Here is a 23144-nt window from a genome sequence, read left to right as displayed (position 1 = left end):
CGAAGGATCGTTTCATGGTTTTCCGAAATACCCGTACGCCGCGCCTGCACCGTGGCATCGCCACCCCGTCGTCCTGGGCGACGATGAGGCAAACCACCGGTACGGGCCTGATGCTGCTGGCCGTGGCGGGCGCGCCGGTGGCCGCGACGGCAGCGCCGGAGGCAAGCGCCGTTGCGTCGGGCGCCGCTGCGTCGGGCGCCGTCGCGCCTTCCGCAGCCGCTCCGGCGCTGCGCCAGTCTTACGCCATAGGCGCCGGTCCGCTGGGCGACGTGCTGGCGCAGTACGCGGCGGCGGCGGGCGTGCCGCTGTCGTTTGACTCGACCTTGCTGGCCGGACAGCAAAGCCGCGGCATCGTGGGCGCCTACACCGTGCGCGAAGGCTTTGCGCGCTTGCTGGACGGGTCCGGCTATACCGTGGCCGAGCAGGGCGCGGGCGCCTATTCGCTGCGCAAGCTGCCGGCCGGCGACGCCGGCGCGGCGACGCTGCTGCCCAGCATCACCGTGGCCGGATCGGGCGTGACCCCGTCAGCCCTGCCGCCCGAGTTCGCGGGCGGCCAGGTGGCACGCGGCGCGCGCATGGGCCTGCTGGGCAATCGCGACGTCATGGACACGCCGTTCAACGTCACCAGCTACACCTCTGAAATGTTGACCAACCGCCAGTCCGTCACGCTGGCCGACGCGCTGAACGCCGAGCCCTCGGTACGCTTTACCGGGCAGATCGGCGGCGTGACCGATTCTTTTTATATCCGCGGCTTTCCCATCGGCGAAGGCAACCTGGGCGAAATCGCGTTCGACGGCGTGTACGGCGTGGCCCCCAACTATCACGTCTTCACCGACTACATCGAACGCGTCGAAGTGTTGAAAGGCCCGGCCGCGTTGCTGTACGGCATGTCGCCCAATAGCGGCGTGGGGGGCGTGATCAACATGGTGCCCAAGCGCTCGCTGCCGCAAGACCTGACGCGCCTGTCGGCCGACTACGTTGGCGATTCGCAGTTTGGCGGCCGCGTGGACCTGAGCCGCCGCTTCGGCAATGACGGCGAATGGGGCGTGCGTGTCAACGGCATGCATCGCCAGGGCGACACGCCGCTGGACAACCTGTCATCGCGCACCGACATCGGCGCCTTGTCGCTGGACTATCAGGGCGAACGCCTGCGCGCCTCGCTGGACCTGTTGACCCAACATGAAAAAGTCGACGCGCCCACGCGCCCGTTCCTGGTGGCTTCCGGCATCGACGTGCCGCATGCCGCCGATGGCCGCCGCAACGCCACGCAGCCCTGGGGCTGGTGGAAGTCCGACGGCCAATCCGCGCTGCTGCGAGTGGAATACGACATCAGCGACCGCCTGACCGTGTTCGCCGATGCGGGGGGATCGGACACCGACGTGTCGCGCCTGTCCGACCAGACGCCCACCATCGTCAACAGCGCGGGCGACACGCTGGTCACGCCCAACAACTTCCGCTTCAAGGTCGAGCGCAGCACCTACAACGCCGGCCTGCGCGCCAAGCTGGACACCGGGCCGGTGCGCCACGCCATCAGCTTCATGGGCAGCCTGTACAGCGACCGCAACCTTCAGGCCAGCGTGTCGGGCACCCCGCTGACGTCCAACATCTATCACCCCATCACACGCCCCGAGCAGAACATACCCGCGCCGCGCAACGTGCCCAAGGTGTCTTCGTCCGACCTCACCGGGCTGGCTCTGGCCGACACGATGAGCATCCTGGACGAGCGCGCGCAGTTGACGCTGGGCGTGCGCCAGCAGCGCATCGAATCGCGCAACTTCAACGCCACGACCGGCGTGCGCACCGTCAGCTATGACGAAAGCGCCACCACGCCGCTGGCGGGCCTGGTCGTGAAACCGTGGAGCAACGTGTCGCTGTATGCCAACTACATCGAAGGCTTGAGCAAAGGCGACGTGGCGCCGGCCACTGCGTCCAACGCCGGGCAGGTGTTCAAGCCCTACAAGGCCAAGCAAAAGGAAGTGGGCGTAAAGGTGGAGCTGGACAACGCGATGCTGACCTTGAGCGCGTTTGAAATCACCAAGCCCAGCGGTCAGTTGACCAACGGCGTGTACGGCGCGGACAGCGAACAACGCAATCGCGGACTGGAACTGGGCTTGTCCGGCGAACCGCTGCGCGGCTTGCGCCTGTTGGGCGGGGTGACCTGGCTGGACGCCGAGCTGACGCGCACCAATAGCGCCGCCACGGTCGGCAACCGGCCGGTGGGCGTGCCGACATTCTCGGCCAACCTGGGCGCGGAATGGGACACGCCGTGGGTCGCCGGGCTGACGCTGACCGGCGGCATGGTCTATACCGGGCGCGAATACATCAATCAGGCCAACACGCAGTCAGTGCCGTCGTGGACCACGTTCGACGTGGGCGCGCGTTATGCGATGCGCGTGCAGGGCAAGGACGTGACGTTGCGCGCCAATGTGGTCAACGTGACCAACCGCGCGTACTGGTCCGGCGTGGCGTCCTATGGCACGATTTCGCAAGGCGTGCCGCGCACGCTGATGCTGTCGGCGTCGATGGATTTTTGATCGGCGTGTCCACAGATCGGCGGGCCCACAGTAAGGCCCATGCGCGGAGCAGGCACGTTCCTGCCCGTGCATGCCGGTTGCTGCTGACCTCAAGCCTCAAGCCCGGCTGCGCGCGAACACCATGCACACCGGGCTGCCCACGCGCACCTCGTAGCCGTCGTGCGCCAGCGTGCCGTCGTGCGCCAGCGTGCCGTCATGCGCGTTGACGCGCATGCGCACCAGCGTGTCGCTGTCTTCGTTCAGCACGAAGCAGAAGCGGCCGTCGGGCGATAGCGTAAAGAAGCGGGGCGTCTTGCCGCCGGACGGCACGTGCTGCACGGGCGCCAGGCGGCCACTGGACGCGTCCACCCGAAACACGGCGATGCTGTCGTCGCCCCGGTTGGACACGTACAGGTGGCGGCCGTGGGCGTTCACCGCGATGCCGGCGGCGCGGCTGTTGCCGGTACAGGTGTCCGGCAATGACGGCAGCACTTGGAAGGGCTGCAACGCGCCTGCCGTGACCGTGTAGGCCGCCACGGTGTTGTCCAGCTCGTTCACCACATACAGCCAGCGGCCGGTGGGATGAAACGCGGCATGCCGCGGGCCGGCGCCTTCGCGCGTATCGGCCACGCTGTGGGGCGCATCGCCCGCGCCGTGTTGGTCCAGCGCGAAGACGAACACGCGATCCAGCCCCTTGTCGGGCACGGCAACGAAGTGTCCCGACGGATCGACCACGTTGTAGTGCGGCTTGGCAAAGGGCTGCTCTTTGCGGTGCGGGCCGGGCTGGCCGGGCATGGCGATGCGTTGCGCCACCGGACCCAGGGCGCCGTCATCCGCCACGGGCAACACGGCCAGCGTGCCGCTCAGGTGGTTGGACACCATCAGGAAGCGGCCCGACGGCGCCAGCGCCAGGTGCACGGGGTTGCGGCCCTGGCAGTCCTGCTGGTGCCAGGGGGTCAGCGCGCCTTGACGCGGGTCGCGATGCAGCGCGCTGACTTCGTGGCTGTCGCCGTGCACGGTGTACAGCACGGGCAGCGCGGGATGCGGCAGCAGATAAGAGGGGTTCAGCAGGCCCCCCACTACCTGTGTCAACGTCAAGGCGCCGGTGTCGGGGGCGTAGTCAAAGACGCTGATGCCATCGCCGCGGGCATTGCGTTCGCGCGTGGTGCGCGAGCCGATATAGACGTGCATGGGCTTGCCTTCTTTACAAAACAACAGGCGGCCGGGCACGTCATCGCGCGTCAGGCCGGGGAAGTCAGGATGCCGCTGATGCGCGACAGGTTGTCCAGCGTGCTGCGCAGGTGGCTGGACAGCGCGGCGGCGGCTTCATCGTTGCGCTCGCGTTCCAGCAAATCAAGTATGGCCAGGTGCTGATCGCAGTGCTGTTGGTAGCGGCTGCGGTCCTGCATGGACCGGTACGACAGCAAGCGGCGCACGCGGTTCACGCGCTTGATGGTGTCGATAAAAAACGGGTTGCCCGAGGCTTCAACCAGCGATTCATGAAAGCGCACGCCGCGCTCGTGCAGCTGGTCGGCCGTGTCGGTGGCGATGCCGCCGTCCAGCAGGTGTTTCTCGGCGGCGCGGCAGCGTTCGAGGACACTTTTTTCGATGCGGAACGTGGGCTCCAGCAACGCGGCCGGTTCCAGCGCAAGACGCAGCCGGTACGACTGCAACAGGCTGTCCGGCGTGGTCATCATGGACGAGAATTCCCAGCCATAGCCGGGCCGGCGCTGCGCCCAGCCTTCTTGCGACACGCGCGCCAGCAACGCCTGCGTTTGCGCGTTGGTCAGCGCATAGCGCACCCGCAACTGCGCTTCGCTGCATTGCATGGGCAACTGGCCACGCAACAGGTCATCGGCCAGCTTGAAATAGCTTTGCGTGACGATGTCGTTAGCCGAGGGCGGCGCCAGTTCGGCCAGATGGTCCGGGTCGTCGGGCAGGGCGTCGAAGTCCTGCTGCAAGAAGTAGCCACGGTTGGGTTTGCGCGCCACGATGCCGTGGCGCTCCAGCACGCCCAGCGCGTCGTTGACGGGCGAACGCGACAGGCGCAGCCGGTCAGCCAGCTTTTGCGCGGTCAGGTGCGCGCCGCCCGGCAGGCGGTCTTGCCGGATGACTTCAAGGATTTTGGTGACGGTATTGGTTTGCGCGCTCATGGGGTCGTGGCGGGTCGGAGTGTGTCCGCTAGGATAGCGGGAATGACGCCGCCCATCCGCAACAAACGCACGTCCAACTGGGTCTCGACGGCCGCCGTGGCGTGCAACGCTTGCACGGCGCCATTGGCGCGCAAGATGCGCACCGGCACCGACAGGCGCGGGGCCAGCCTGGCGGCCGGCGCATCGATTTCAATCCGGTCGCCGGACTGCATGGCCAGCGTGTCCGGCGTCACCCCGTCCGGCAGCCGCAGCGGCAGGATGCCCATGCCGATCAGGTTGGACCGGTGGATGCGTTCAAAACTCACGGCCAGCACGGCGCGGATGCCCAGCAGCCGCTGGCCCTTGGCGGCCCAGTCGCGCGATGAGCCCGTGCCAAAGCGCGCGCCGGCCAACAGCACCACGGGCTGCCCGTCCCGGCGGTAGTGTTCGGCCGCTTCCCAGATGGGTTCGACGCGCCCGCTGGGCGCGTGGCGCGTGTGGCCGACGGGGGCATCCGGGCATAGCCGGTTGACCAGGCTTTTGCTGTAGAACGCCGCGCGCATCATCACTTCCCAATTGCCCCGGCGCGAGGCGAACACGTTCAGGTCGTGGCGGTTGTCGCCGCGCGCCACCAGGAAGTCGGCCACCAGGCTGTCGGGCGGGATGGCACTGGCGGGCGACAGGTGGTCGGTGGTGATGTCGTCGCCCAGCACCAGCAGCGGGTGGGCGACGTAGTGGCCCAACTGCCCAGCCTGTTCGGTTGCGGCAAAGGGCGGGCGGCGCAGCGCGGTCGACGCGGGGTCCCACGGAAAACGCGCCGTGTCCGGCGATTGCAGCGCCTGCCACGCCGGGTTGGCGCTGGCGATCTTGAACGCGGCGCGGTAGTCGTCCGGCTGCAAACCCCGCGCCATCGCGGCGTCGATGTCGGCATCGCTGGGCCAAAGCTCGTGCAAGGGCACGGGGCGCCCGTCCGCTGCGGTCTGTACGGGCTCTTGCGACAGGTCGCGTTCGGCATCGCCGGCCAGCGCAAAGGCAATGACCAGCGGTGGCGACATCAGGAAGCCCAGGTCCAGGTCCGGGTGGATGCGGCCGGTGAAGTTGCGATTGCCCGACAGCACGGCAACGGGGTGGACCGCGCCGACGGCCATGGCGTCGCGCACGGGGCCGGGCAGCGACCCGGAATTGCCGATGCAGGTGGTGCAGCCATACCCCACGATGTCGAAACCCACCGCCGCCAGATCGTCCAGCAGGCCGGCGCGCGCCAGGTAGTCGGCGGCGGCGGGCGAGCCCGGGCCCAGCGACGTCTTCACCCAGGCCGGCACGCGCAGGCCGGCCTGGCGCGCCTTGCGGGCCAGCAGCCCGGCCGCCATCAACAGGCGCGGGTCGGACGTGTTGGTGCAACTGGTGATGGCCGCGATGGCGACCGGGTAGCGCGGCAAGCCGCCCACGGCGGGCGCCGCGGGTTGGAAATTCAGCGCGGCCAGGATGGGCTTGGTGTGGCCGTAAGGGTGCAGGTCCTGCGGCCGCTTCGGGCCGGCCACGTGCATGCCGACCTGGTCCAGCGCGATCTCGATCACGCGCGTGTAGCGCGGGCTGGCGTGCGGGTCCAGCGCGATGCCGGCGTGTTCGGCGTAGGCGGCCACGCGCGCGATGTGCGCCTCGGTGCGGCCGGTCTGGCGCAGGTAGTCCAGCGTGGCGGCATCGATGGGAAAGTAGCCGGTGGTGGCGCCGTATTCGGGCGCCATGTTGGCCACCACGCAACGGCTGCCCGCCGACAGGCCGCTGACGCCCGGGCCGAAGAATTCCACGAATTCGCCCGACACCTCGATGGCGCGCAGCCGTTGCGTTACGGTCAGGGCCAGATCGGTGGCGGTAACGCCGGGGGCCAGCGCGCCGGTCAGGCGCACGCCGATCACATCGGGAATGCGCAGCAATGTCGGCATGCCGAACATCACCGTCTGCGCCTCCAGCCCGCCCACGCCCCAGCCCAGCACGCCGATGCCGTTGATCATGGGCGTGTGGCTGTCGGTGCCGATCATCATGTCCGGAAACAGCAGGCCGTCATCGCCCTGGCAGACCACGGTGGCCAGCTGTTCCAGGTTGATGGTGTGCATGATGCCGGTGCCCGGCGGGTGGATGCGCACGTTGGACAAGGCCTTGGACGCCCAGCGCAGAAAGCGGTAGCGCTCGGCGTTGCGGCGCAATTCCAGGTCCAGGTTCAGCGCGGCGGCGTCCACCCGCGCATAGGCCTCGACGGCCAGCGAATGGTCCACCGACACGTCCACGGGCAACACGGGATTGAGCACGGCGGGGTCGGTGCCGGCTTCGGCCAAGGCGTCGCGCATGGCGGCGATGTCGACCAGCGCGGGGGTGCTGGTGGTGTCGTGCATCAGTACGCGGCCGGGCTGAAAGGCAATCTCGGCATCGCTGGTGCCCTGGTCCAGCCAGCGCAGCAGGGCGGACACGGCGGCGTCGCGTTCGTTGCCCTGCATGTTGCGCAGCGCGTTTTCCAGCAGCAGGCGCAGCACCACGGGCAAGCGCCAGTAGTCCGCGCCGACCATCGCGGGCAGGTCCAGGCAGGTGTGCGCGACGCCGTTCAGCGTGAAGCGAGCGTGGCGCGGCGGCAAGGCATTGGTGTTTTCCATAGCTGCAAGTTTTGCATATTGAACATATAAAATGCAATTAAGTAAAAACCCGGCCGTCGTTTCGAACAGGCCGAAACGGCCGAACGCCCAGCAAGCGGAAGGCCAAACAGGAGACTTGCCATGCCCCCCATTCGACTGCCCGCCGCCGCGACGGCGCGCGCCCTGCCATTGCGGCTGCCTTTGCGTCTGCCTTTGCGTCTGCCTTTGCGTCTGCCATTGCGTCTGCCTTTGAGGCTGACTTTGCGGACGGCTTTACGGGCAGCCTTACGGACGGCTTTGCGGCCGGCGCTCTTGCTGCCCCTGGCCTTCGGCCTGGGCGCCGCCGTCCTGCCCGCCGCCTCGGCCGTGGCGGCCGATACCGGCCGGCCCATCAGCCTGATCGTGCCGTTTGCGGCAGGGGGCGGCGTCGACGGCATGGGCCGTTTGCTGGCCGAACGCCTGCGCAGCGAAATGCCGCAGGGCGTCGTGGTGGAAAACAAGCCCGGCGCCAGCGGCATGCTGGGCGCGCAGACGGTGGTGCGTTCCGCCCCGGACGGCACCACCTTGCTGCTGGGGTCGGCGGGCGAAACCGCCATCAACCCGCTGGTGTTCAAGAGCAAGATGCAATATCAGCCGGAAAAGGACCTGGTGCCGATCGCGCTGATCGCGCGGGTGCCCAATGTGCTGGTGGCCAACCCCAAGCTGCCCGTCAGTAATGTGGAGCAGCTGGTCGCGTATGGCCGTGCGCATCCCGACAAGCTGACGTACGCCACCAGCGGCGTAGGCAATCCGCAGCACCTGAACGGTGAACTGTTGCAATCGCTGGCCGGAATCAAGATGGTGCACGTGCCGTACAAGGGCGCGTCGGCACAGCTGGTGGACGTGGCGGCCGGCAGCGTGGACCTGACGTTTGTCAGCCTGGCGGGCGCCTTGCCTTTCATCAAGAGCGGCAAGGTCAAGCCGCTGGCCGTCACGTCGGCCAAGCGGGCCTCGTTCGCGCCGGACATTCCGGCCGTGGCTGAAACGCCATCCCTGAAGGACTATGCGCTGGAAAACTGGTTCGGCGTGTTCGTGGTGGCCGGCACCCCGCCAGCCGTGCAGCAGAAGTTGGCCGCCGCCATCGACCGCAGCCTGCGTGACGAAAAATTCGTGGCCAGCATCCGCGACCTGGGCGGCGAGGTGCAACCGATGAGCCAGGACGAATTCCGCGCCTTCATCAAGGCGCAGACAGCGGTGTTCGCCAAGGTGGTGGCGGACGGCAATATCACGGCGGACAACTAGCCCTGGCTCGCGTCGTGCAGCAGCAGTTCCAACCCCACGCGCTGTCCCGACCGCACCCGGCTGATGGCGTGCCGGGCGGTCACGCGGTAGATCCCTTGTGCGCCTTGTACCGGCCGGTGCGACACCGCGATCACCGCCGCGTCGCCCAACTTCAAGGGCAGCACCATGGGGCGGGACTGCATGCGCGGGCGCTGCTCGGTCATCACGAATTCCCCGCCCGTGAAATCCACATCGGGCTCGGACAATAGCGCGACCAGTTGCAGCCCGAACACGGCTTGCCCGTTGTCGTGATGCGTCAACGCTTGATAGTCGCCCTGCGTCAGCGTGCGCACGGCGGACAGCGGCCGCGTCTGGCCCGCGTCGCGGTTGCGCTGGGTCCATGCCGTGAAGTCGTCGGGGTAGGCGTCGGGGTAGGCGTCGGGGGGGACGTTGGGTTGGACGTTGGGGTGGACGTTGGGGTCGGCATCGGGCAACTGCAAGGCGGCTGCCCACGCGCGCGCGATGGGCAGCAGATGCCGGTACAGAACCGGCCGCATGGCAGCCAGCGCGGGGGGCACTGTGGCGCCGCCCAGTCGACGCGCGGCGTCCGGCGCGAACAAGCCGGGCAACAGCGCCCAGCCTTGCGCGTCCAGGTCCCGGAATACCTGTGCCCAGTCCGTGTGGTCCAGGGGGCGGTGCAGGGCTTGCCGGCTATCAGGTCGGGTGTCGGGCCGGGCGTCGGTGAAGCGTTCTGGCGGTGTCGGGTCGGGCATCGTGGCGTGGCGGGTGTTTTGTGCGTGGCTCAGCATAGGCTCGCGCGCCGGCCGGCGTCACTCCGAAGTTTGCTTTGCGGGCCATGCAGTATGCTTACCCGCTTCATGAACCGCCCCATCCCGCCCGCAATGACTGATTTTCCCTTTGACGCCGTGTTGTTCGACTGTGACGGCGTGCTGGTCGATTCCGAACCCATCACCAGCCATGTGCTGACCCAGATGTTGAACGAACTGGGCTGGGACATCACCCACGAAGAAGCCATGCGCATCTTCACCGGCAAGGCCGTGCGGGACGAGCTGCCGCTGATCGAAGCGCGCACCGGCGCCAAGCTGGGGCCGCAATGGTTTGACGAATTCCGCCAGCGTCGCAACGCCGCCCTGGACCGCGACCTGCTTGAAATTCCCGGCGCGCCCGACGCCGTGCGCGCCCTGCACCGCACGCTGGACGGCCGCATCGCCGTGGCGTCCGGCGCCGACCGCCGCAAGGTCGAACTGCAACTGGTCAAGGTCGGCATTGCGGACTGCTTTGATGGACGCGTTTTCAGTGGCCACGAAATGCCGCGCAGCAAGCCGTTTCCCGACGTCTATCTGGCCGCCGCGCAGGCGCTGGGCGTGGACCCCAAGCGTTGCGCCATCGTGGAAGACACGGTCACCGGCGCCACGGCTGGCGTGGCCGCGGGCGCCACGGTGTTCGGCTACAGCCCCGACGCCAACGGCCACAGCGGCGCCGAGGCCTTGCGCAATGTGGGCGTGGCCCACGTGTTCACGGACATGAACCAGTTGCCCGCGCTACTGGCGGGCTGGCAGGCCGGGGCACGCTGACCGGCCTTGCCGCAGTCCTGCCTGCGCCGGCTATTTCCCGTAATTCGCGTACTGCTCGCCGCCGTCCAGGTCGATGACGGTGCCGCTCAGGTAGCCCGCGCGCGGCGATGCGCCGAACACGATCATGTCGGCCACTTCGGCCGGCTCCATCAGCCGGTTGAACGGCAGGTCCGATAGCGTTTCCTGCCACCGTTCCTCGTCGCCCCAGCGGGCTTGCGCGCGTTGCCGCGCCAGGGTCAGCACGCGGTCGGTCCGCGTGCGCGACGGGTTCACGCCAAAGACGCGCACCCCGTGGCGCGGCGCGTCACCTCCCAGCGCGCGGGTAAAGGCGATCAGCGACGCATTGGCCGCCGCGCCGCAAATGTAGTCGGCACGCGGCGCGGCGCCCGCCATGCCGATGATGTTGGCGATGACCCCCGCGCCCGCCTCGCGCATGTGCGGGTAATAGCAGCGCGCCAGGCTGATGTAGCCATGCACCTTCAATTCCCAGCCCGCGCGCCAGCGTTCGTCCTGCACCTGGTCCAGCGCGCCGCCAGGCACCGCGCCCGCGTTGTTCACCAGGATGTCGATGGGGCCGGTGTCTTGCGCCAGCCGTTGCGCCGCACCGGGCTGTGCCAGGTCCAGCGTCACGGCCTGGGCCGCGCGCCCGGTCTGCTCGCGGATGGACGCGGTGGCCGCATGCAGCGCCGCATCGTCGCGCGCCACCAGGATCGGGTCCGCGCCTTCGCGCGCGAACGCCACGGCGCACGCCAGGCCGATACCCTTTGACGCGCCCGTGATCAGCACGCGTTTTCCGGCCAGCTGCAAGTCCATGTCTGCCTCCTGTGAATTCGCGCCCGCACACGCGGCGCAAGCCATGGTTGTAAACCAGTTGCGCGGCCCAAACCAGTAAGAAAACGCAGCATGGCGCGGGCACCGGCGCGCCTGCTATGCTGCTTCACCCTTGTCTTGCAGGAAGCGAAAGATGGCGCAAGTCTGGCTGGAAATCTGGTCCACGGTACGCAGCGAATTCGCGGATATCCCCGACGTCGGCGAAGCCACGCGCATTGTGCTGCGCTTGGGGATGGCGGTGTTCCTGGGCGGGCTGCTGGGCTATGAACGCGAACGCAGCGGCAAGGCCGCAGGCCTGCGCACGCACATGCTGGTGGCGCTGGGCGCGGCAATCTTCGTGCTGGTGCCCTTGCAAGGCGGCATGGAAGTGGGCGACATCAGCCGGGTGCTGCAAGGCGTGATCGCCGGCATCGGCTTCCTTGGCGCGGGCGCGATCATCAAGCTCAGCGATGAACGAGAAATCCATGGGCTGACCACCTCGGCCAGCATCTGGATGACGGCTGCCATCGGCGTGGCGGCGGGGATGGGACGCGAGGCCACGGCGCTGGTCAGCACCTTGCTGGCGCTGTTCGTCCTGGCCGTGCTGCGCCGCGTCGAGGCCCGCATCTGGGAACGCAAGGACAAAAATAGCGTGATCGCCACCGACGACAAGCCGGCGCGTAACGTTTGAACAACGGTTGACAACGGCGTTCAGCTGCCGCCGGACACGTCGATGAACGAACCGCTGGTGTAGCCGGCTTCTTCGGAACACAGCCACATGACGGCGCCGGCTACTTCCTCGACCGAGCCGCCGCGCCGTAACGGGATGACGCTTTTCAGGCGGTCGACGCGGCCGGGTTCGCCGCCGCTGGCGTGCATGTCGGTGTAGATGGTGCCCGGGCGCACGCCATTGACGCGGATGCCTTCGGGCGCCACTTCCTTGGACAGGCCGATGGTCATCGTGTCCAGCGCGCCCTTGGATGCCGCATAGTCCACGTATTCGTTGGGCGAGCCCAGGCGCGCGGCGGCCGAGGACACGTTGACGATGGCGCCGCCCTGGCCGCCGTGCCGCGTCGACATCCGGCGCACGGCTTCGCGCGCGCACAGAAAAGCGCCGATGACGTTCGTGGACAGCACGCGCAGCAGGCGGTCGGCTTCCATTTCGTCCAGCCGCATCTGCGTTTCCAGAATGCCCGCGTTGTTGACCAGCGCATCGATGCGGCCCAGGCGCTCGTCCAGCGTGCGGAACATGTGCAGCACGTCATCCTCTTGCGACACGTCCGCCTGGATGGCCAGCGCGGTGCCGCCGTCTTGTTGGATGTCGGCCACCACGGCGTCGGCGGCGTCGGAATGGGTGCGGTAATTGATGCCTACTGCGTAGCCCCGGCGCGCGGCCAGCTTGGCGACGGCGGCGCCGATACCCCGGCTGCCGCCGGTAACGAGTATGACTTTCGGCATGGTGTTCTCCTGGATGCGATTCACGGTAGCAGAACCGGGGGCGTCAAATCCAGACGTCGTTGGGCGCGCTGCGCTCGCCGCCGTGGTCGCCGGTATTGGGTACGCCACACGGTTCCACCAGCATCAGGTGGGCCTCTTCGGTGGCGCAGGGTTTGTGCTCCACGCCTTTGGGGATGACGGTCATGTCGCCCGGACCCAGGTCGATGTGGCCCAGGTCGGTCTGCCCATCACGCAGGTCGATGCGCAGGCGGCCGCTGATCACGATGAAGGTTTCGTCGGTGTCGGCATGGCTGTGCCAGACGAATTCGCCTTGCACCTTGACCACCTTGAACTGGTAGTCGTTCATCTGCGCGATGACCTTGGGCCGCCAGTGTTCGTTGAACAGGGCAAGCTTGCCGGCAATGTTGATGGCGGGAATGGGGGGCATTTTGAAAGCCTGGATGAATGATGACCCCGCAAGCTTAGGGCTTGGGCCGGCTGGGCGTCTTGTACGTTCTTGCAGGTTTTGCAGGTGGGTGGGAGGGTTCCCGGGCCGTTGCCGGCTGTTGTAATTTTCTTTGGCCGCCGCGCGCACTAGCGGTGCAGCATGCGGCGCCAACGGTCGGGCGTCATGCCGTAGGTCAGCGCATGGCGGCGTGTCAGGTGGCTTTGGTCGGTAAAGCCGGCGCCGGCCGAGGCGTCGGCCAACGACGCACCGGCCGCGATCAGGCGGCGCGCCAAGTCCAGCCGGCGCAGCATGACGTAGCGGTAGGGGCTGGTGCCGAACAGGGCCCGAAAATCGCGCGACAGGCTCCAGCGGTCTTTGCCCGCGGCCTGGGCTAGCGCGTCCAGCGTGATCGTGGTGTCCAGCGACGCGTGGATGTACTGGCGCGCGCGCTCGGTGGCGACGTAGTCGGCGCAGCGGCGGCCGCGCGGCCTGCCCGCGGCGGCGCACAGTGCATGCGCCAGGTCGTATAGCGCGTCGTCTTCCTGCAAGGGGTCAAGCGCCGCGTGCGTGTCTTGCAGCAGCGCGCCGCTGGCGGCGTACAGCCGGGCGTCGGCCGAGATGCCGCCCGGGATGAACGGCAAGGGCCGCCCGCCCAGAATCTGCTGGATCAGCGCGGGCTCGACATAAAGCATGCGGTAATGAAAGCCGGCTTCGGTGCCCGCTTGGCCGTCATGCGCTTCGTCGGGGTGCAGCACGATGGTGCCGCCGGGCAGGCTGTGCCGAACGGCGCGGCGGTAGTGAAAGCTCTGCACGCCCGCCAGCGTACGGCCGATGGCGTAGGTGTCGTGGCGGTGCATGTCGTAACCATGACCCCCGAAGTAGGCTTCGATGCGCTCCACGTGGCCGGTGTCGGCGGCGCGAAGGATCCAGTCCTGAGTCGGTGTGGCGCGGGTCATGGCGGCCTGCCTTGGGGTTAAGGCTGGGCTAGCGTAATGGCTAGGTCAGGGGGGTTACGCCTTCACCTGCACCAGTACGAACTCGTTGCCGTACAGGTCGATGAAGTGAGCGTAGACGGTGCTGTCGTCATGGACGGGTTCTTTGGTGAAGCGCACCCCGCGCGCGACAAAGCTGCCGTGGTCGCGCATGACGTCGTCGGTGTAGAACACGCCCACCGGCTGGCCGCCGGTCTGGTCTCCGACGCGGTCGCGTTGCGCCTGCGTCAGCGCTTGCAGCAGCCAGACACCCACCGCCGGTTGGGCGGGCAGGCGCAGGTGCACGTAGCGCTGCTGGCCCACGGGCATATCTGCGAATACCTCCATGCCCAGCTTGTCTTGATAGAAGGAAATGGCGGTGTCGTAGTCGTTCACGAGAAGGACGAGACGGCCCAGCGAATGCATGTCAGGACTCTCTTTGAGGTTAAGCGTGCGGCTATGCTAACCCGCCCAGGCCCCTTTTTTGTTTAATCGGCCTCGCGCACGAGCCGCAGGCCGACCAGGGGGTAGCGCGTTTCCTGCGTATTCCAGTTGCGATACGACGAACGCGTGTACAGCGCCCAGGTATGCCAGGACCCGCCCCGGCGCACGCGTACGTTGCCGCTGGCCGGGCCGGTGGGGTCGTCGGTGGGCGACTGCGCGTAATAGTCTTCGCCATACCAGTCCGACACCCATTCCCAGGCGTTGCCGTGCATGTCATACAAGCCGAAGGCGTTGGGCGCATAGCTGGCCACCGGCGCGGTAAAGGCGTTGCCGTCGTGGCGTGGGTTGGCAAATGCGTGCCATTTTGGCCACAGGGGCGCGGTGTCGGCGTCAAAGCCGTTGCCCACGTCCGCCATGCCGGCCGGGTCGTCGCCATTCTGATAGCGCGTGCGGGTGCCGGCGCGGCAGGCGTATTCCCATTCCGCTTCGGTGGGCAGGCGGTAGACGTGGCCTTCTTGCTGGGTCAGCCAGCGCGCCAGGGCGGTGGCGTCGTTCCAGCTGATGTTCACCACCGGGTGCTCGTCGGTCTGCGCAAAGCCGGGGTTGCGCCAGGAATAGCGGCGGTCGCGGCCTTCAAAGGCGTCGCCGCGTTCGGATTTGTCGGGGTCATACGCGGCGTTGTAGCCGTAGCCTCCCGTGCCGTCCGCCTCGGACTCGGGCACGTAGCCGGATGCCTCGATAAAACGTCTGAACTGCCCGACCGTGACCTCGGTGCGTTCCAGGTAGAAGGGCCGGGTGATGCGCACCGTGTGCACGGGCGCTTCGTCGAACAGCTGGGTGAAACGGTCTTTGGGATATTGGGGGTAGTCACGGGCGAGCGTCTCGGCCGATTCGTCGCTGCCCATCTGGAACGTGCCGGCGGGTATGGCCACGAATGTCATGTCCAGCGAATTGACGAGCAGCGCGGGCGGCTCGGCCGCCGCTGCGGGCAAGGACAGCGCCGCGCCGGCCAGGCACAGGACGGCAAGGGGCAGGCGGGGTGACAGCAGGCGGGGTGACAGCAGGCAGGGTGACAGCAGACAGGGTGACAGCAGACAGGGTGACAGCAGGCGGGCAAGTAGCGGGCGAAGGCGGGTACGCATGATTGTCGGCGGCATAGGCGCAAGAAGGCGCAAGGGGCGCAATAGGGCGGGGGCGAAGTGCGCCCGACGGGGGCGCGGGCAGGGGTGCGAAAGTGTAGGGCGGCCGTTCGGGCACGGCCAGACGCGGTCAACCCTAGTGTCGGCTCTCGGCTCTCGGCTCTCGGCTCTCGGCTCTTGGCTGTCGGCTAGCGCTGTCAGCCTGCCTTGCGCAGCGTGAAGTTGATGCGTCGGCTGCCCAGCCGGGGGTGCGGGGCTTCCTTCATCGGCATCACGCCGTGATAGCGCAGGCGATCCACGCCGCCCCACACCACCACGTCGCCATGAAACAAGGGCACGCGCGCCGCCTTGTCGGCGCGGTCGTTGCCGCCGAAGAGGAACAGCGCGGGCATGCCCAACGACACCGACACGATGGGCGCGTCGAAATCGCGTTCATTCTTGTCCTGATGCAAGGACAAGCGAGACCCCGGTTCGTAGCGGTTTACCAGGCAGGCGTCGGGCGTAAAGCCGGGAAAGCCGGCTTCCAGCGCGGCATCGTGCGCCAGGTGCAAAAACGCGGCGGGCAGCGCCGGCCAGGGTTGGCCGGACAGCGGATCAACGCGCGTATAGCGGTACCCGTGCGCGTCCGTCGTCCACCCCCATTCGCCGCAATTGGTCAGCGCTACCGACATGGTGTAGCCGCCCGGCGTGCGCATGTGGCGAAAGGGCGATTGCGCGGTCACGGCGTCCACGCCTTGCAGCAGCGCGTCGGCGTGCGCCAGCGCAAAGCCACGCAGCACATAGGACTGAGGGCCGATCTGGTCACGGCCGTGCTGCGCGGTGTCTTCGTCGTCGAACAGGTTCAGGGTCATGGCGGGGGCTATCGTGTGGCGGGCCTAATGCGCGGTGGGCCTATTGTGTTGCGGCCTATTGTGGGGTGGCCAATGGTGCGGCGGCCTGTTGCGCGGCGACCCATGGTGCGGCGGCCTATCGTGCGGCGGCCTATTGTGCGTCATGAAAGATCAGCCCCAGCGTGTGGCGTCGGCCCGTGTGCAGCGCGCTGACGCCGTGCCGCATTGCCGTCTTGCGCCAGCCGCGCACGCCCGGCACGGGACGCAGGTTCACGGTGAAGATCAGCGCGTCGCCCTGTTGCAAGGGCAGCACGTCGATGCGTTGCTCGCGGCTGCTGGTCTCCTGCATGACGAATTCTCCGCCCGTGAAATCGTGGCCGGGGCGCGACAACAGGATGGCCACTTGCAGCGGGAACACGTGTTCGCCATACAAGTCCTGATGCAGGCAGTTGTAGTCGCCCGGGCCGTATTGCAGGATCAAGGGCGTGGGGCGGCGCTGGCCGGCGTCGTGGCAACGTTGCAGGAAGGCGGCGTGGTTGTCGGGGTATTGCACCGCAATGCCCAACTGCCGGTTCCAGCGGTTGGCAATGGGAGCCAGGCGCGGATACAGCGCGGTACGCAGCTCATGCAGCAAGGGCGGCAAAGGGTAGGAAAAATACTTGTATTCGCCCCGCCCGAAGCCATGCCGCGCCATCACGATACGGCTGCGGTAGCGGTCGGGTTCGTCGTACCGGTTTGCAAATTCGTCGCATTGCGCGGGCGTCAACAAGCCGGGCACGATGGCATTGCCGTGCGCGTCCAACGAGTGCGTGATGGCGGTCCAGTCCAGGTCGGGAAAAGCGGGGCAGGGCGGGGCATCCATGGCGATCGGCAAGTGCGGTGAAACAAAACCGTGAATCTACGTCCGGCAGGGGTGGCGGCGAACTCCGCTTGTTGCGATGGCGATAAGCCCGGCAAATGGGACATTACGAACGTTATAGCAGCGCGTCTCAAGACCTGCCACAGCCGCGTGCCACGGGAGTGGGCCGGGGGCGGGGGCAAAGGCAGCGGGCAAAGGCAGCGTGCAAAGGCAGCGTGCAAAGGCAGCGGGCAAAGGCAGCGTGCAAAGGCAGCGTGCCAGGGCAGCGGGCCAGGGTGCGGGGCTACAGCCACCAATCGCCGCCGCAAGTCACCCGTCACAGCAGCGATTCCAGTGGCAGCAGGGAAACGAACCATACCGAGAACCGCTTCCACGCCGACGTGCCGGGCTCGGTATCGTGGCGCACCCTCTTGCCATCGCGTTGCTCCTCCCAGATCACGTCGCCCTGCTCGTTCAGGCATACGCGGTAGGCCAGCTTGGGCAACTCTTGCTGGAAGGCGTTGGCGATGCCGGCCGCGAGCGTGGGGCTGTCGATGACAAAGCCCAGCTCGGTATTCAGGGTGGCGGATCGCGGATCAAAGTTGAACGATCCGACGAACACGCGCCGGCCATCCACGGCAAAGGTCTTGGCATGCAAGCTGGAACCCGAGCTGCCAAAGGGCCCCATGCTTTTGTTGCGATCCGCGCCGCGCGCCTGCCGCTTCATCTCGAACAGTTCCACGCCACTGGCCAGCAAGTCCTTGCGGCGCCGGGCATAACCGGAATGCACCACCGCCACGTCGGTTGCTTCCAGCGCGTTGGTCAGCACCTGCACCTTGACCCCGCTTTGCGCCAGCTTTCCGAATGCCTCCGTGCCACGGGCGGTGGGCACGAAGTAGGGCGACACCAAGTACAGATCCTGCGTGGGCGCGCCGATGATGTCGTGCAACTGATGCGGCAGCATGGCTTCGGGTGGCGCGGTGCCCAGTGTCTTGCGCGGGTCGTCGCTGACCATCCGGGTATCGGCCCATTCCAGCGTCAGATCGCCGGCCAGCAACTGCCGGATGAAAGGCAGCCGCTTCATGGCACGCGCGTACGCCGCCGCCTCGGGCGAGCCCTCGACTTTGCTGGCCTGCTCTTCCAGCGCGTCCAGCTCGCCGGGGCCGGCCGGTTTCAGTATCCGGTCGACCGGGTAAGCCGAATCGCTGCTCCAGTAGCGGTCAAAATCCTTGGACACGTCGTTCACCGCCGCGCCGATTGCCAACACGTCCAGATCGGTGAACAGCACGCCGCTGGTGGCCCCAAAGTACTCGTCGCCGATGTTGCGGCCGCCGATGATGGTGGCCTGGTTGTCGGCGGTGAACGACTTGTTGTGCATGCGCCGGTTCAGGCGGCTGAAATCCGTGACGTAGCCCAATGGCTTGGGCCAGCGCAACACAAACGGGTTGTACAGCCGCACCTCGATCATCGGGTGGGCGTCCAGCGCGGCCAACACTTTGTCCAGCCCGGCCGTGCCGTTGTCGTCCAGCAGCAGGCGCACGCGTACGCCCCGGTCTGCCGCGGCGTGCAGCGCTTCCAGCAGCATGGTGCCCGTCATGTCGTTGTGCCAGATGTAGTACTGCACATCCAGGCTGCGCTCGGCGGCGCGGGCCAGCATCATCCGGGCGGCGAAAGCGTCATGCGCATCGCCCAAGGGGTGGATGCCCGACTTGCCGGGGTGCGCGGCGGCCAGCGGCGTGATGCCACGGCCCAGCGCGGTGGCCGCTGCGTCCTCGGGCGTCAGCGCCTGTGATTCGTGACGCTTGTCCAGCGGGGGCAGGCTGCAACCACCCAGAAACGATAGGCAAAGGAGGGGCATGAGTAGGGTTCGGGCCAAAAGCATGCCGTATTGTGCCGAATTTCCTCACGCGCTCGGCGCCTTGTGGTGTTTCCGTATCTGGGATAAATTCCCGGATATGGAAAATGCAAGCAACGATCTTGATTTGGACCGCCGCATCGCCCACCGGCTGCGCGCACTGAGGCAGGAACGCGGCTGGTCGCTGGACGAGCTTGCCGGCCTGGCGGGCGTCAGCCGCGCCACGCTCTCACGCCTGGAAAACGCCGAGGTCAGCCCCACGGCGTCTGTGCTGGGCAAGCTGTGCGCCGCGCACGGCATGACTATGTCGCGCCTGATGATGATGGTGGAAGACGACTTCGCGCCGCTCGTCCCAGAAAGCGCCCAGGCGGTGTGGGTGGACGACAGCGCGGGATTTCGCCGGCGCTCGGTGTCCCCGCCCGCGCAGCAACTGGCCGGCGAAGTGCTGGCCTGCGAACTGGCGCCCGGCGCCCGCATCGCCTACGACCAATCGCCCCGGCCGGGCCTGGAGCACCACCTGTTGATGCTGGAGGGCGAACTGGCCATCACCGTCGACGGGCAAACGTACACGTTGGCGCCGGGCGACTGCCTGCGCTACCAACTGTTCGGCGCCAGCCTGTTCGTGACCCCGCCGCAACGCGGCGCCCGCTACCTGTTGTTCATCGTCTGAGCCCGCCATGAAGTCCATGCCACCCATGACACCCATGTCACCCATGACACTAGACCGCGCCAATGCCGACGTAACCCTGTTGACGGCTGACGCCGCCCGCGCCTGCCTGAACGAGCTGGGCGACATGCTGCATGCCTGCGTGCACGGCGGCGCCAGCGTCAGCTTCGTCCTGCCGTATTCCACCGACGACGCCCAAGCATTCTGGCGCAACAAGGTGCTGCCGGCGGTAGAAGGCGGCCGTCTGTCGCTGTGGGTCGCCCGCCAGAACGGCCGCATCGCCGGATCGGTGCAACTGGATACCGACACCCCGCCCAACCAACCGCACCGCGCCGAGATCCGCAAACTGCTGGTCCACCCCGACTTCCGCCGCCGCGGCATCGCCCGCGACCTGATGCGAGCCGCGGAAGCCCATGCCATCCACCTGGGCCGCACCCTGCTTACCCTGGACACCCGCAGCGGCGACAGCGCCGAACCGCTATACGCATCGCTGGGCTACGCCACGGTAGGCCAGATCCCCGGCTTCAGCCGCGACCCGCACGATCCAGGCAAGCTGGACGCGACAACGATCATGTACAAGCGGGTTTGACGGGCTCGGCAAAGCCGCGGAGTTCGTCGATCTCTTTGGGGAACGAGGTGTAGGGCACGCTGTATTCGATGAATTCGGCGAGGCTTTCCGGGATCCCTATCAAGACCGACGAGAGGATTTTTGCGGGCGCTCACAATGGCGCCCACCGCTTCCCTTTTGGGCTGGCAAGGTCGCTGCGGTACCTGTCAGCCCAATCGCGGTAGAAACGCAAGAAGGTCCACAATAAAAACGGGCCAGATTTGACCCGGTCGAGTCAAATCTGGCCCGCTAGCCTGGCCGCTTACCGCAGGAAGGGGCGTTATGCCATCAAGCCAGCGGCTTGATACCCACGCTGTACGGGGGCGCGTTGCCGCGGGCGGGGGCTTTGATCTTCAGCATCGAGCCACCGGGGGTGAACTCGAATTCCTGAAACGGCACTTCAAACCATTGGTGAAAGCTGGTGCGCGAGAACTCGGGCACCCAGACTTTGGGGCGCTTGGCGTCGCAGTGGAATTCAACCAGCGTGCGGTCGATGCCCAGCGGACGCGTGTTGCCAATGCGATAGCTGACGCGCAGCTCGGCGCTTTCTGTCGAGCCGGGGCGCCAGGTCAGGCCGATGGATTCCATGAATTGTTCAATCGCCTGAATACCGCGATGCATAGTTGACTCCGAATGCTGGCGGGCGACGCGCGCCCACAAAAATCCGCCGCATGCAGCGGCGGGAAACACCCGAATTATCCGACATTCCGCGTCGGGATGCCCAGACCGGGCCTTCCTGGGGCTGCTGCAAGCGCAGCGAGCCGGGCGCGGCGAGCGGAAGGCGATGTCACCGGGCGCAGGCCGCCCGATGCGGCCGGACAGGTCATCAACGTAGAAATAGGCAGGTTTCACGCAAGAACGAGCCTGTACGCACGGGCGCTCGATTTCTAACATTCTCTTCAGGCTCAGGGGCGGTGCTTTTCACGGAAAGCGCGGCGCTCGGAGCCGGCCGCCAGGCATCTTGCCGGGGGCCGCAAGCACGCAAACAAGCACGCAAGCAAGGGAAGAAAATCGCATGAACTCCGAAAAAATCTGGCTGGTGACGGGCGCATCCACGGGCTTGGGCCTGGTGTTGGTGAAGATGCTGCTGGGCCAAGGTCACAAGGTGGCGGCAACGTCGCGCGATGGCGATGCGTTGTTGGATGCGGTCGGGGCCAAGCTTGAGGGCCAGTTCCTGCCGTTGACGGTGGATCTGGCCAACGATCGCAATGTGCGCCGCGCGGTGGACGCGACGGTGGCCGCGTTTGGCCGCGTTGATGTGGTGGTGAACAATGCGCGGGCGGCCTGCCCGGGGTCGTTGGCCGAGCTGTCCGATGCGCAGGTGCGGGCCGCCTTCGACATCAACGTCTTCGGCACGCTGAACGTGATACGCGCCGTGCTGCCGCGCATGCGGGCGCAGGCAGGCGGCCACATTATCAACGTGTCGTCGATTCTGGGCTTTGATGGTGGCCATGCCGAATGGGGCGCATACAGCGCGGCGAAGTTCGCGGTATGTGGCCTGACCGAGGCGCTGGCCGCCGAGGCTGCCTCGTGGGGCGTGCGCGTGTCGCTGGTGTACCCGGGCGCGATGCGGGCAGGCTCGCCGCAAGACGGCGGCGGTTCGCCGGAACGTGCCGCGCGTGGGGCGCACGCGCAAGAGGGGGGCGACGTGGCCAAGGCCGCGCAGGCGCTGATCCAGGCGGCCCACGCGCAATACGCGCCCCTGCACCTGTTCCTGGGCCGCGACGCCTTCGATCAGGCGCGCGGCAAGATCCAGTCGGTGCAGCAGGAACTGGCGCGATGGCGCGAGATGTCGGTGTCCATCGGCTTTGTCGACGAACGGCGTCTGGCCGCATGAGCGCTGCGGCGGCAAGGCGGACTTGATTGCCCGCCCGTTCGCGTACCCGTCATCCGCCCCAGCCGCGCGCAACCTGCCAGGCGCCCAGCACGGCAAGGCTGATCATGAAGCACAGCTTGAACATCCGCGCCGACAGCTTGTTGCGCAGCCACTGCCCCAGCGCCATGCCCGCCAGCGCGGGCAACAGCATCATTACCGACGACCCGGCCGCGTTCGGGCTGTAGCCGCCGTTGATCCACAGGCCAAGCGCCAACGCCACGGTGGACACCGTGAAAGAGATGCCCATGGCCTGGATCAGCCCGTCCTTGCCCAGGTTCAACGCTTGCAGGAACGGCACGGCCGGGATGACGAACACGCCGGTAGCCGCCGTGATGACGCCGGTCACCGCGCCCACCAGCGCGCCCAGCGCGTGCTCGTGGCGGCGTGGCACGCTCGGCGGCGTGCCGAACAGGCCCCACGCGGCATAGGCGATCAGCGCCAGCCCCAGGGCGACGCCGGCCCACTGCCCGCTGGGCGCGCCCAGCCACAGCGCGCCGGCCACCGTACCCACGCAGATGCCGACCTGCATGGCGCCGATGCGGCGCAAGCTGTGCGGCAGTGTGGGCCAGGGGCGCGCTTGCCAAAGATTGGTCACCAGTGACGGCACGATCAGCAAGGCGGCCGCCTGCGCCGGCGCCATCACCAATGCCAGCATCGCCATCGAAATGGTGGGCAGGCCCAAGCCCACGACGCCCTTCACCACGCCGGCCAGGACGAACACCGCGATGACGGCGGTCAGCATCGCCGGGGTGCCGCCGGGCACCAGGTCGGCGGGGGTCATGGCGTTACTCCGTTGGCGTCCAGGCTATGGCTGGTCCTATGGCTGTGGCTATGCCTGTGGCTATGGCTATGACTGTGGCTATGACTGTGGCTATGACTGTGGCTATGGCCATGGCCATGGCTGGCCCTGATGCGCAGCCTCCGATCAGCCGAAAAGAAACGCGCGGGCAGGGACGCTGGAACGAGGCGATTGATACGGCGGGAAGTCATGGTGTAACGGTCGGCATTGGAGTCGAAGGCAGCGTAAGCGGCGAGGTAAGCAGGCTTCGATTTTGCGCCGCCACGCACCGCGACGCGATCGGGAAATTGCATAGCCTG

Annotated in this window: 22 protein-coding genes; 7 read left to right on the top strand and 15 right to left on the bottom strand. The window is 67.3% G+C overall.

The features are described from left to right. Positions 1-14: 14 nt before the first annotated feature. The gene (locus tag AC0Z35_RS01835) at positions 15-2534 is read left to right on the top strand and encodes a TonB-dependent siderophore receptor (RefSeq protein ID WP_485131508.1); all 2520 of its coding nucleotides are present in this window, start codon (positions 15-17) and stop codon (positions 2532-2534) included. A gap of 96 nt (positions 2535-2630) precedes the next feature. On the opposite strand, the gene AC0Z35_RS01830 is transcribed toward AC0Z35_RS01835, so the two are convergent. From AC0Z35_RS01830 to acnA, 3 genes are read right to left on the bottom strand one after another with little or no spacing between them, the layout of a single operon-like run. Then, the gene (locus AC0Z35_RS01830; protein WP_485131509.1) at positions 2631-3704 is read right to left on the bottom strand and encodes a lactonase family protein; all 1074 of its coding nucleotides are present in this window, start codon (positions 3702-3704) and stop codon (positions 2631-2633) included. A gap of 50 nt (positions 3705-3754) precedes the next feature. Continuing rightward, positions 3755-4666, bottom strand: coding sequence for a GntR family transcriptional regulator (locus AC0Z35_RS01825; protein ID WP_120156813.1), 912 nt, complete (start codon positions 4664-4666; stop codon positions 3755-3757). Next, positions 4663-7290, bottom strand: coding sequence for an aconitate hydratase AcnA (gene acnA / locus AC0Z35_RS01820; RefSeq protein ID WP_485131510.1), 2628 nt, complete (start codon positions 7288-7290; stop codon positions 4663-4665). Before acnA ends, AC0Z35_RS01825 begins: the two co-directional genes overlap by 4 nt. Before the next feature lie 291 nt (positions 7291-7581). On the opposite strand from acnA, the gene AC0Z35_RS01815 reads away from it, so the two are divergent. After that, complete coding sequence (locus AC0Z35_RS01815) at positions 7582-8550, top strand: Bug family tripartite tricarboxylate transporter substrate binding protein (protein WP_485131511.1); 969 nt, start codon at positions 7582-7584, stop codon at positions 8548-8550. Here AC0Z35_RS01815 and AC0Z35_RS01810 read toward each other — a convergent pair. Continuing rightward, positions 8547-9338, bottom strand: a complete 792-nt coding sequence (locus AC0Z35_RS01810) for a 2OG-Fe(II) oxygenase (protein ID WP_485131512.1) — start codon at positions 9336-9338, stop codon at positions 8547-8549. The genes AC0Z35_RS01815 and AC0Z35_RS01810 overlap by 4 nt on opposite strands. Positions 9339-9431: 93 nt before the next feature. Between AC0Z35_RS01810 and AC0Z35_RS01805 the strand changes: the two genes are divergently transcribed. After that, entirely contained in the window at positions 9432-10124 is a 693-nt protein-coding gene (locus AC0Z35_RS01805) for an HAD family hydrolase (RefSeq protein WP_104142258.1), read from the top strand. A 30-nt stretch (positions 10125-10154) separates the two neighbouring features. Here AC0Z35_RS01805 and AC0Z35_RS01800 read toward each other — a convergent pair whose 3' ends face one another. Continuing rightward, entirely contained in the window at positions 10155-10937 is a 783-nt protein-coding gene (locus tag AC0Z35_RS01800; RefSeq protein WP_314365446.1) for a short-chain dehydrogenase/reductase, read from the bottom strand. A gap of 151 nt (positions 10938-11088) precedes the next feature. Here AC0Z35_RS01800 and AC0Z35_RS01795 point away from each other — a divergent pair, with 151 nt between their 5' ends. After that, entirely contained in the window at positions 11089-11625 is a 537-nt protein-coding gene (locus tag AC0Z35_RS01795) for an MgtC/SapB family protein (RefSeq protein ID WP_104142260.1), read from the top strand. 20 nt (positions 11626-11645) lie between these two features. Here the strand turns inward: AC0Z35_RS01795 and AC0Z35_RS01790 are convergent, their stop codons facing one another. The 8 genes from AC0Z35_RS01790 to AC0Z35_RS01755 all read right to left on the bottom strand — a co-directional run bounded on the left by AC0Z35_RS01790 (position 11646) and on the right by AC0Z35_RS01755 (position 18923). Next, a complete protein-coding gene (locus AC0Z35_RS01790; protein ID WP_046806762.1) occupies positions 11646-12392 on the bottom strand; it encodes an SDR family oxidoreductase in 747 nt (248 codons plus the stop codon). Positions 12393-12435: 43 nt separating this feature from the next. Continuing rightward, complete coding sequence (locus AC0Z35_RS01785) at positions 12436-12819, bottom strand: cupin domain-containing protein (RefSeq protein WP_104142261.1); 384 nt, start codon at positions 12817-12819, stop codon at positions 12436-12438. A 146-nt stretch (positions 12820-12965) separates the two neighbouring features. Further along, the gene (locus AC0Z35_RS01780; protein ID WP_485131513.1) at positions 12966-13775 is read right to left on the bottom strand and encodes an AraC family transcriptional regulator; all 810 of its coding nucleotides are present in this window, start codon (positions 13773-13775) and stop codon (positions 12966-12968) included. Positions 13776-13829: 54 nt separating this feature from the next. Then, complete coding sequence (locus AC0Z35_RS01775) at positions 13830-14216, bottom strand: VOC family protein (protein WP_046806761.1); 387 nt, start codon at positions 14214-14216, stop codon at positions 13830-13832. 62 nt (positions 14217-14278) lie between these two features. After that, on the bottom strand, positions 14279-15376 hold the full coding sequence (locus AC0Z35_RS01770; RefSeq protein ID WP_485131514.1) for a formylglycine-generating enzyme family protein: 1098 nt from the start codon (positions 15374-15376) through the stop codon (positions 14279-14281). A gap of 194 nt (positions 15377-15570) precedes the next feature. Continuing rightward, complete coding sequence (gene alkB / locus AC0Z35_RS01765) at positions 15571-16224, bottom strand: DNA oxidative demethylase AlkB (RefSeq protein ID WP_485131515.1); 654 nt, start codon at positions 16222-16224, stop codon at positions 15571-15573. A 130-nt stretch (positions 16225-16354) separates the two neighbouring features. Then, positions 16355-17065 (bottom strand): 2OG-Fe(II) oxygenase, encoded by a 711-nt coding sequence (locus AC0Z35_RS01760; protein WP_485131516.1) that lies wholly within the window; start codon positions 17063-17065, stop codon positions 16355-16357. Between the two features lie 313 nt (positions 17066-17378). After that, the gene (locus tag AC0Z35_RS01755) at positions 17379-18923 is read right to left on the bottom strand and encodes a phospholipase D family protein (RefSeq protein ID WP_240433960.1); all 1545 of its coding nucleotides are present in this window, start codon (positions 18921-18923) and stop codon (positions 17379-17381) included. A gap of 73 nt (positions 18924-18996) precedes the next feature. Here AC0Z35_RS01755 and AC0Z35_RS01750 point away from each other — a divergent pair, with 73 nt between their 5' ends. Both AC0Z35_RS01750 and AC0Z35_RS01745 read left to right on the top strand, forming a co-directional pair. Continuing rightward, on the top strand, positions 18997-19566 hold the full coding sequence (locus AC0Z35_RS01750) for a helix-turn-helix domain-containing protein (protein ID WP_120156806.1): 570 nt from the start codon (positions 18997-18999) through the stop codon (positions 19564-19566). A 16-nt stretch (positions 19567-19582) separates the two neighbouring features. After that, positions 19583-20152: a GNAT family N-acetyltransferase gene (locus AC0Z35_RS01745; protein WP_485131659.1), complete on the top strand. Its 570-nt coding sequence runs from the start codon at positions 19583-19585 to the stop codon at positions 20150-20152. A gap of 306 nt (positions 20153-20458) precedes the next feature. Here the strand turns inward: AC0Z35_RS01745 and AC0Z35_RS01740 are convergent, their stop codons facing one another. Beyond that, positions 20459-20791: a hypothetical protein gene (locus tag AC0Z35_RS01740; protein WP_006221349.1), complete on the bottom strand. Its 333-nt coding sequence runs from the start codon at positions 20789-20791 to the stop codon at positions 20459-20461. A 394-nt stretch (positions 20792-21185) separates the two neighbouring features. On the opposite strand from AC0Z35_RS01740, the gene AC0Z35_RS01735 reads away from it, so the two are divergent. Continuing rightward, entirely contained in the window at positions 21186-22007 is an 822-nt protein-coding gene (locus AC0Z35_RS01735) for an SDR family NAD(P)-dependent oxidoreductase (RefSeq protein WP_485131517.1), read from the top strand. Positions 22008-22056: 49 nt separating this feature from the next. Here AC0Z35_RS01735 and AC0Z35_RS01730 read toward each other — a convergent pair whose 3' ends face one another. Continuing rightward, a complete protein-coding gene (locus AC0Z35_RS01730; RefSeq protein ID WP_219990972.1) occupies positions 22057-22827 on the bottom strand; it encodes a sulfite exporter TauE/SafE family protein in 771 nt (256 codons plus the stop codon). Between the last annotated feature and the right edge of the window lie 317 nt (positions 22828-23144).

The organism is Achromobacter sp. 1L-A-4-B-C2 (assembly GCF_057291955.1).
This window is presented reverse-complemented; position numbering and strand designations above follow the sequence as displayed.

Bases quoted from the DNA above. Each gene is read 5' to 3' on its own strand.
- AC0Z35_RS01780 (WP_485131513.1), bottom strand. From the start codon at position 13,775: ATGACCCGCGCCACACCGACTCAGGACTGGATCCTTCGCGCCGCCGAC.
- alkB (WP_485131515.1), bottom strand. From the start codon at position 16,224: ATGACCCTGAACCTGTTCGACGACGAAGACACCGCGCAGCACGGCCGT.
- AC0Z35_RS01775 (WP_046806761.1), bottom strand. From the start codon at position 14,216: ATGCATTCGCTGGGCCGTCTCGTCCTTCTCGTGAACGACTACGACACC.
- AC0Z35_RS01750 (WP_120156806.1), top strand. From the start codon at position 18,997: ATGGAAAATGCAAGCAACGATCTTGATTTGGACCGCCGCATCGCCCAC.
- AC0Z35_RS01740 (WP_006221349.1), bottom strand. From the start codon at position 20,791: ATGCATCGCGGTATTCAGGCGATTGAACAATTCATGGAATCCATCGGC.
- AC0Z35_RS01745 (WP_485131659.1), top strand. From the start codon at position 19,583: ATGCCACCCATGACACCCATGTCACCCATGACACTAGACCGCGCCAAT.
- AC0Z35_RS01805 (WP_104142258.1), top strand. From the start codon at position 9,432: ATGACTGATTTTCCCTTTGACGCCGTGTTGTTCGACTGTGACGGCGTG.
- AC0Z35_RS01755 (WP_240433960.1), bottom strand. From the start codon at position 18,923: ATGCTTTTGGCCCGAACCCTACTCATGCCCCTCCTTTGCCTATCGTTT.
- AC0Z35_RS01800 (WP_314365446.1), bottom strand. From the start codon at position 10,937: ATGGACTTGCAGCTGGCCGGAAAACGCGTGCTGATCACGGGCGCGTCA.
- AC0Z35_RS01795 (WP_104142260.1), top strand. From the start codon at position 11,089: ATGGCGCAAGTCTGGCTGGAAATCTGGTCCACGGTACGCAGCGAATTC.
- AC0Z35_RS01810 (WP_485131512.1), bottom strand. From the start codon at position 9,338: ATGCTGAGCCACGCACAAAACACCCGCCACGCCACGATGCCCGACCCG.
- AC0Z35_RS01760 (WP_485131516.1), bottom strand. From the start codon at position 17,065: ATGGATGCCCCGCCCTGCCCCGCTTTTCCCGACCTGGACTGGACCGCC.
- AC0Z35_RS01770 (WP_485131514.1), bottom strand. From the start codon at position 15,376: ATGCGTACCCGCCTTCGCCCGCTACTTGCCCGCCTGCTGTCACCCTGT.
- AC0Z35_RS01735 (WP_485131517.1), top strand. From the start codon at position 21,186: ATGAACTCCGAAAAAATCTGGCTGGTGACGGGCGCATCCACGGGCTTG.
- AC0Z35_RS01835 (WP_485131508.1), top strand. From the start codon at position 15: ATGGTTTTCCGAAATACCCGTACGCCGCGCCTGCACCGTGGCATCGCC.
- AC0Z35_RS01785 (WP_104142261.1), bottom strand. From the start codon at position 12,819: ATGCCCCCCATTCCCGCCATCAACATTGCCGGCAAGCTTGCCCTGTTC.
- acnA (WP_485131510.1), bottom strand. From the start codon at position 7,290: ATGGAAAACACCAATGCCTTGCCGCCGCGCCACGCTCGCTTCACGCTG.
- AC0Z35_RS01830 (WP_485131509.1), bottom strand. From the start codon at position 3,704: ATGCACGTCTATATCGGCTCGCGCACCACGCGCGAACGCAATGCCCGC.
- AC0Z35_RS01825 (WP_120156813.1), bottom strand. From the start codon at position 4,666: ATGAGCGCGCAAACCAATACCGTCACCAAAATCCTTGAAGTCATCCGG.
- AC0Z35_RS01790 (WP_046806762.1), bottom strand. From the start codon at position 12,392: ATGCCGAAAGTCATACTCGTTACCGGCGGCAGCCGGGGTATCGGCGCC.
- AC0Z35_RS01730 (WP_219990972.1), bottom strand. From the start codon at position 22,827: ATGACCCCCGCCGACCTGGTGCCCGGCGGCACCCCGGCGATGCTGACC.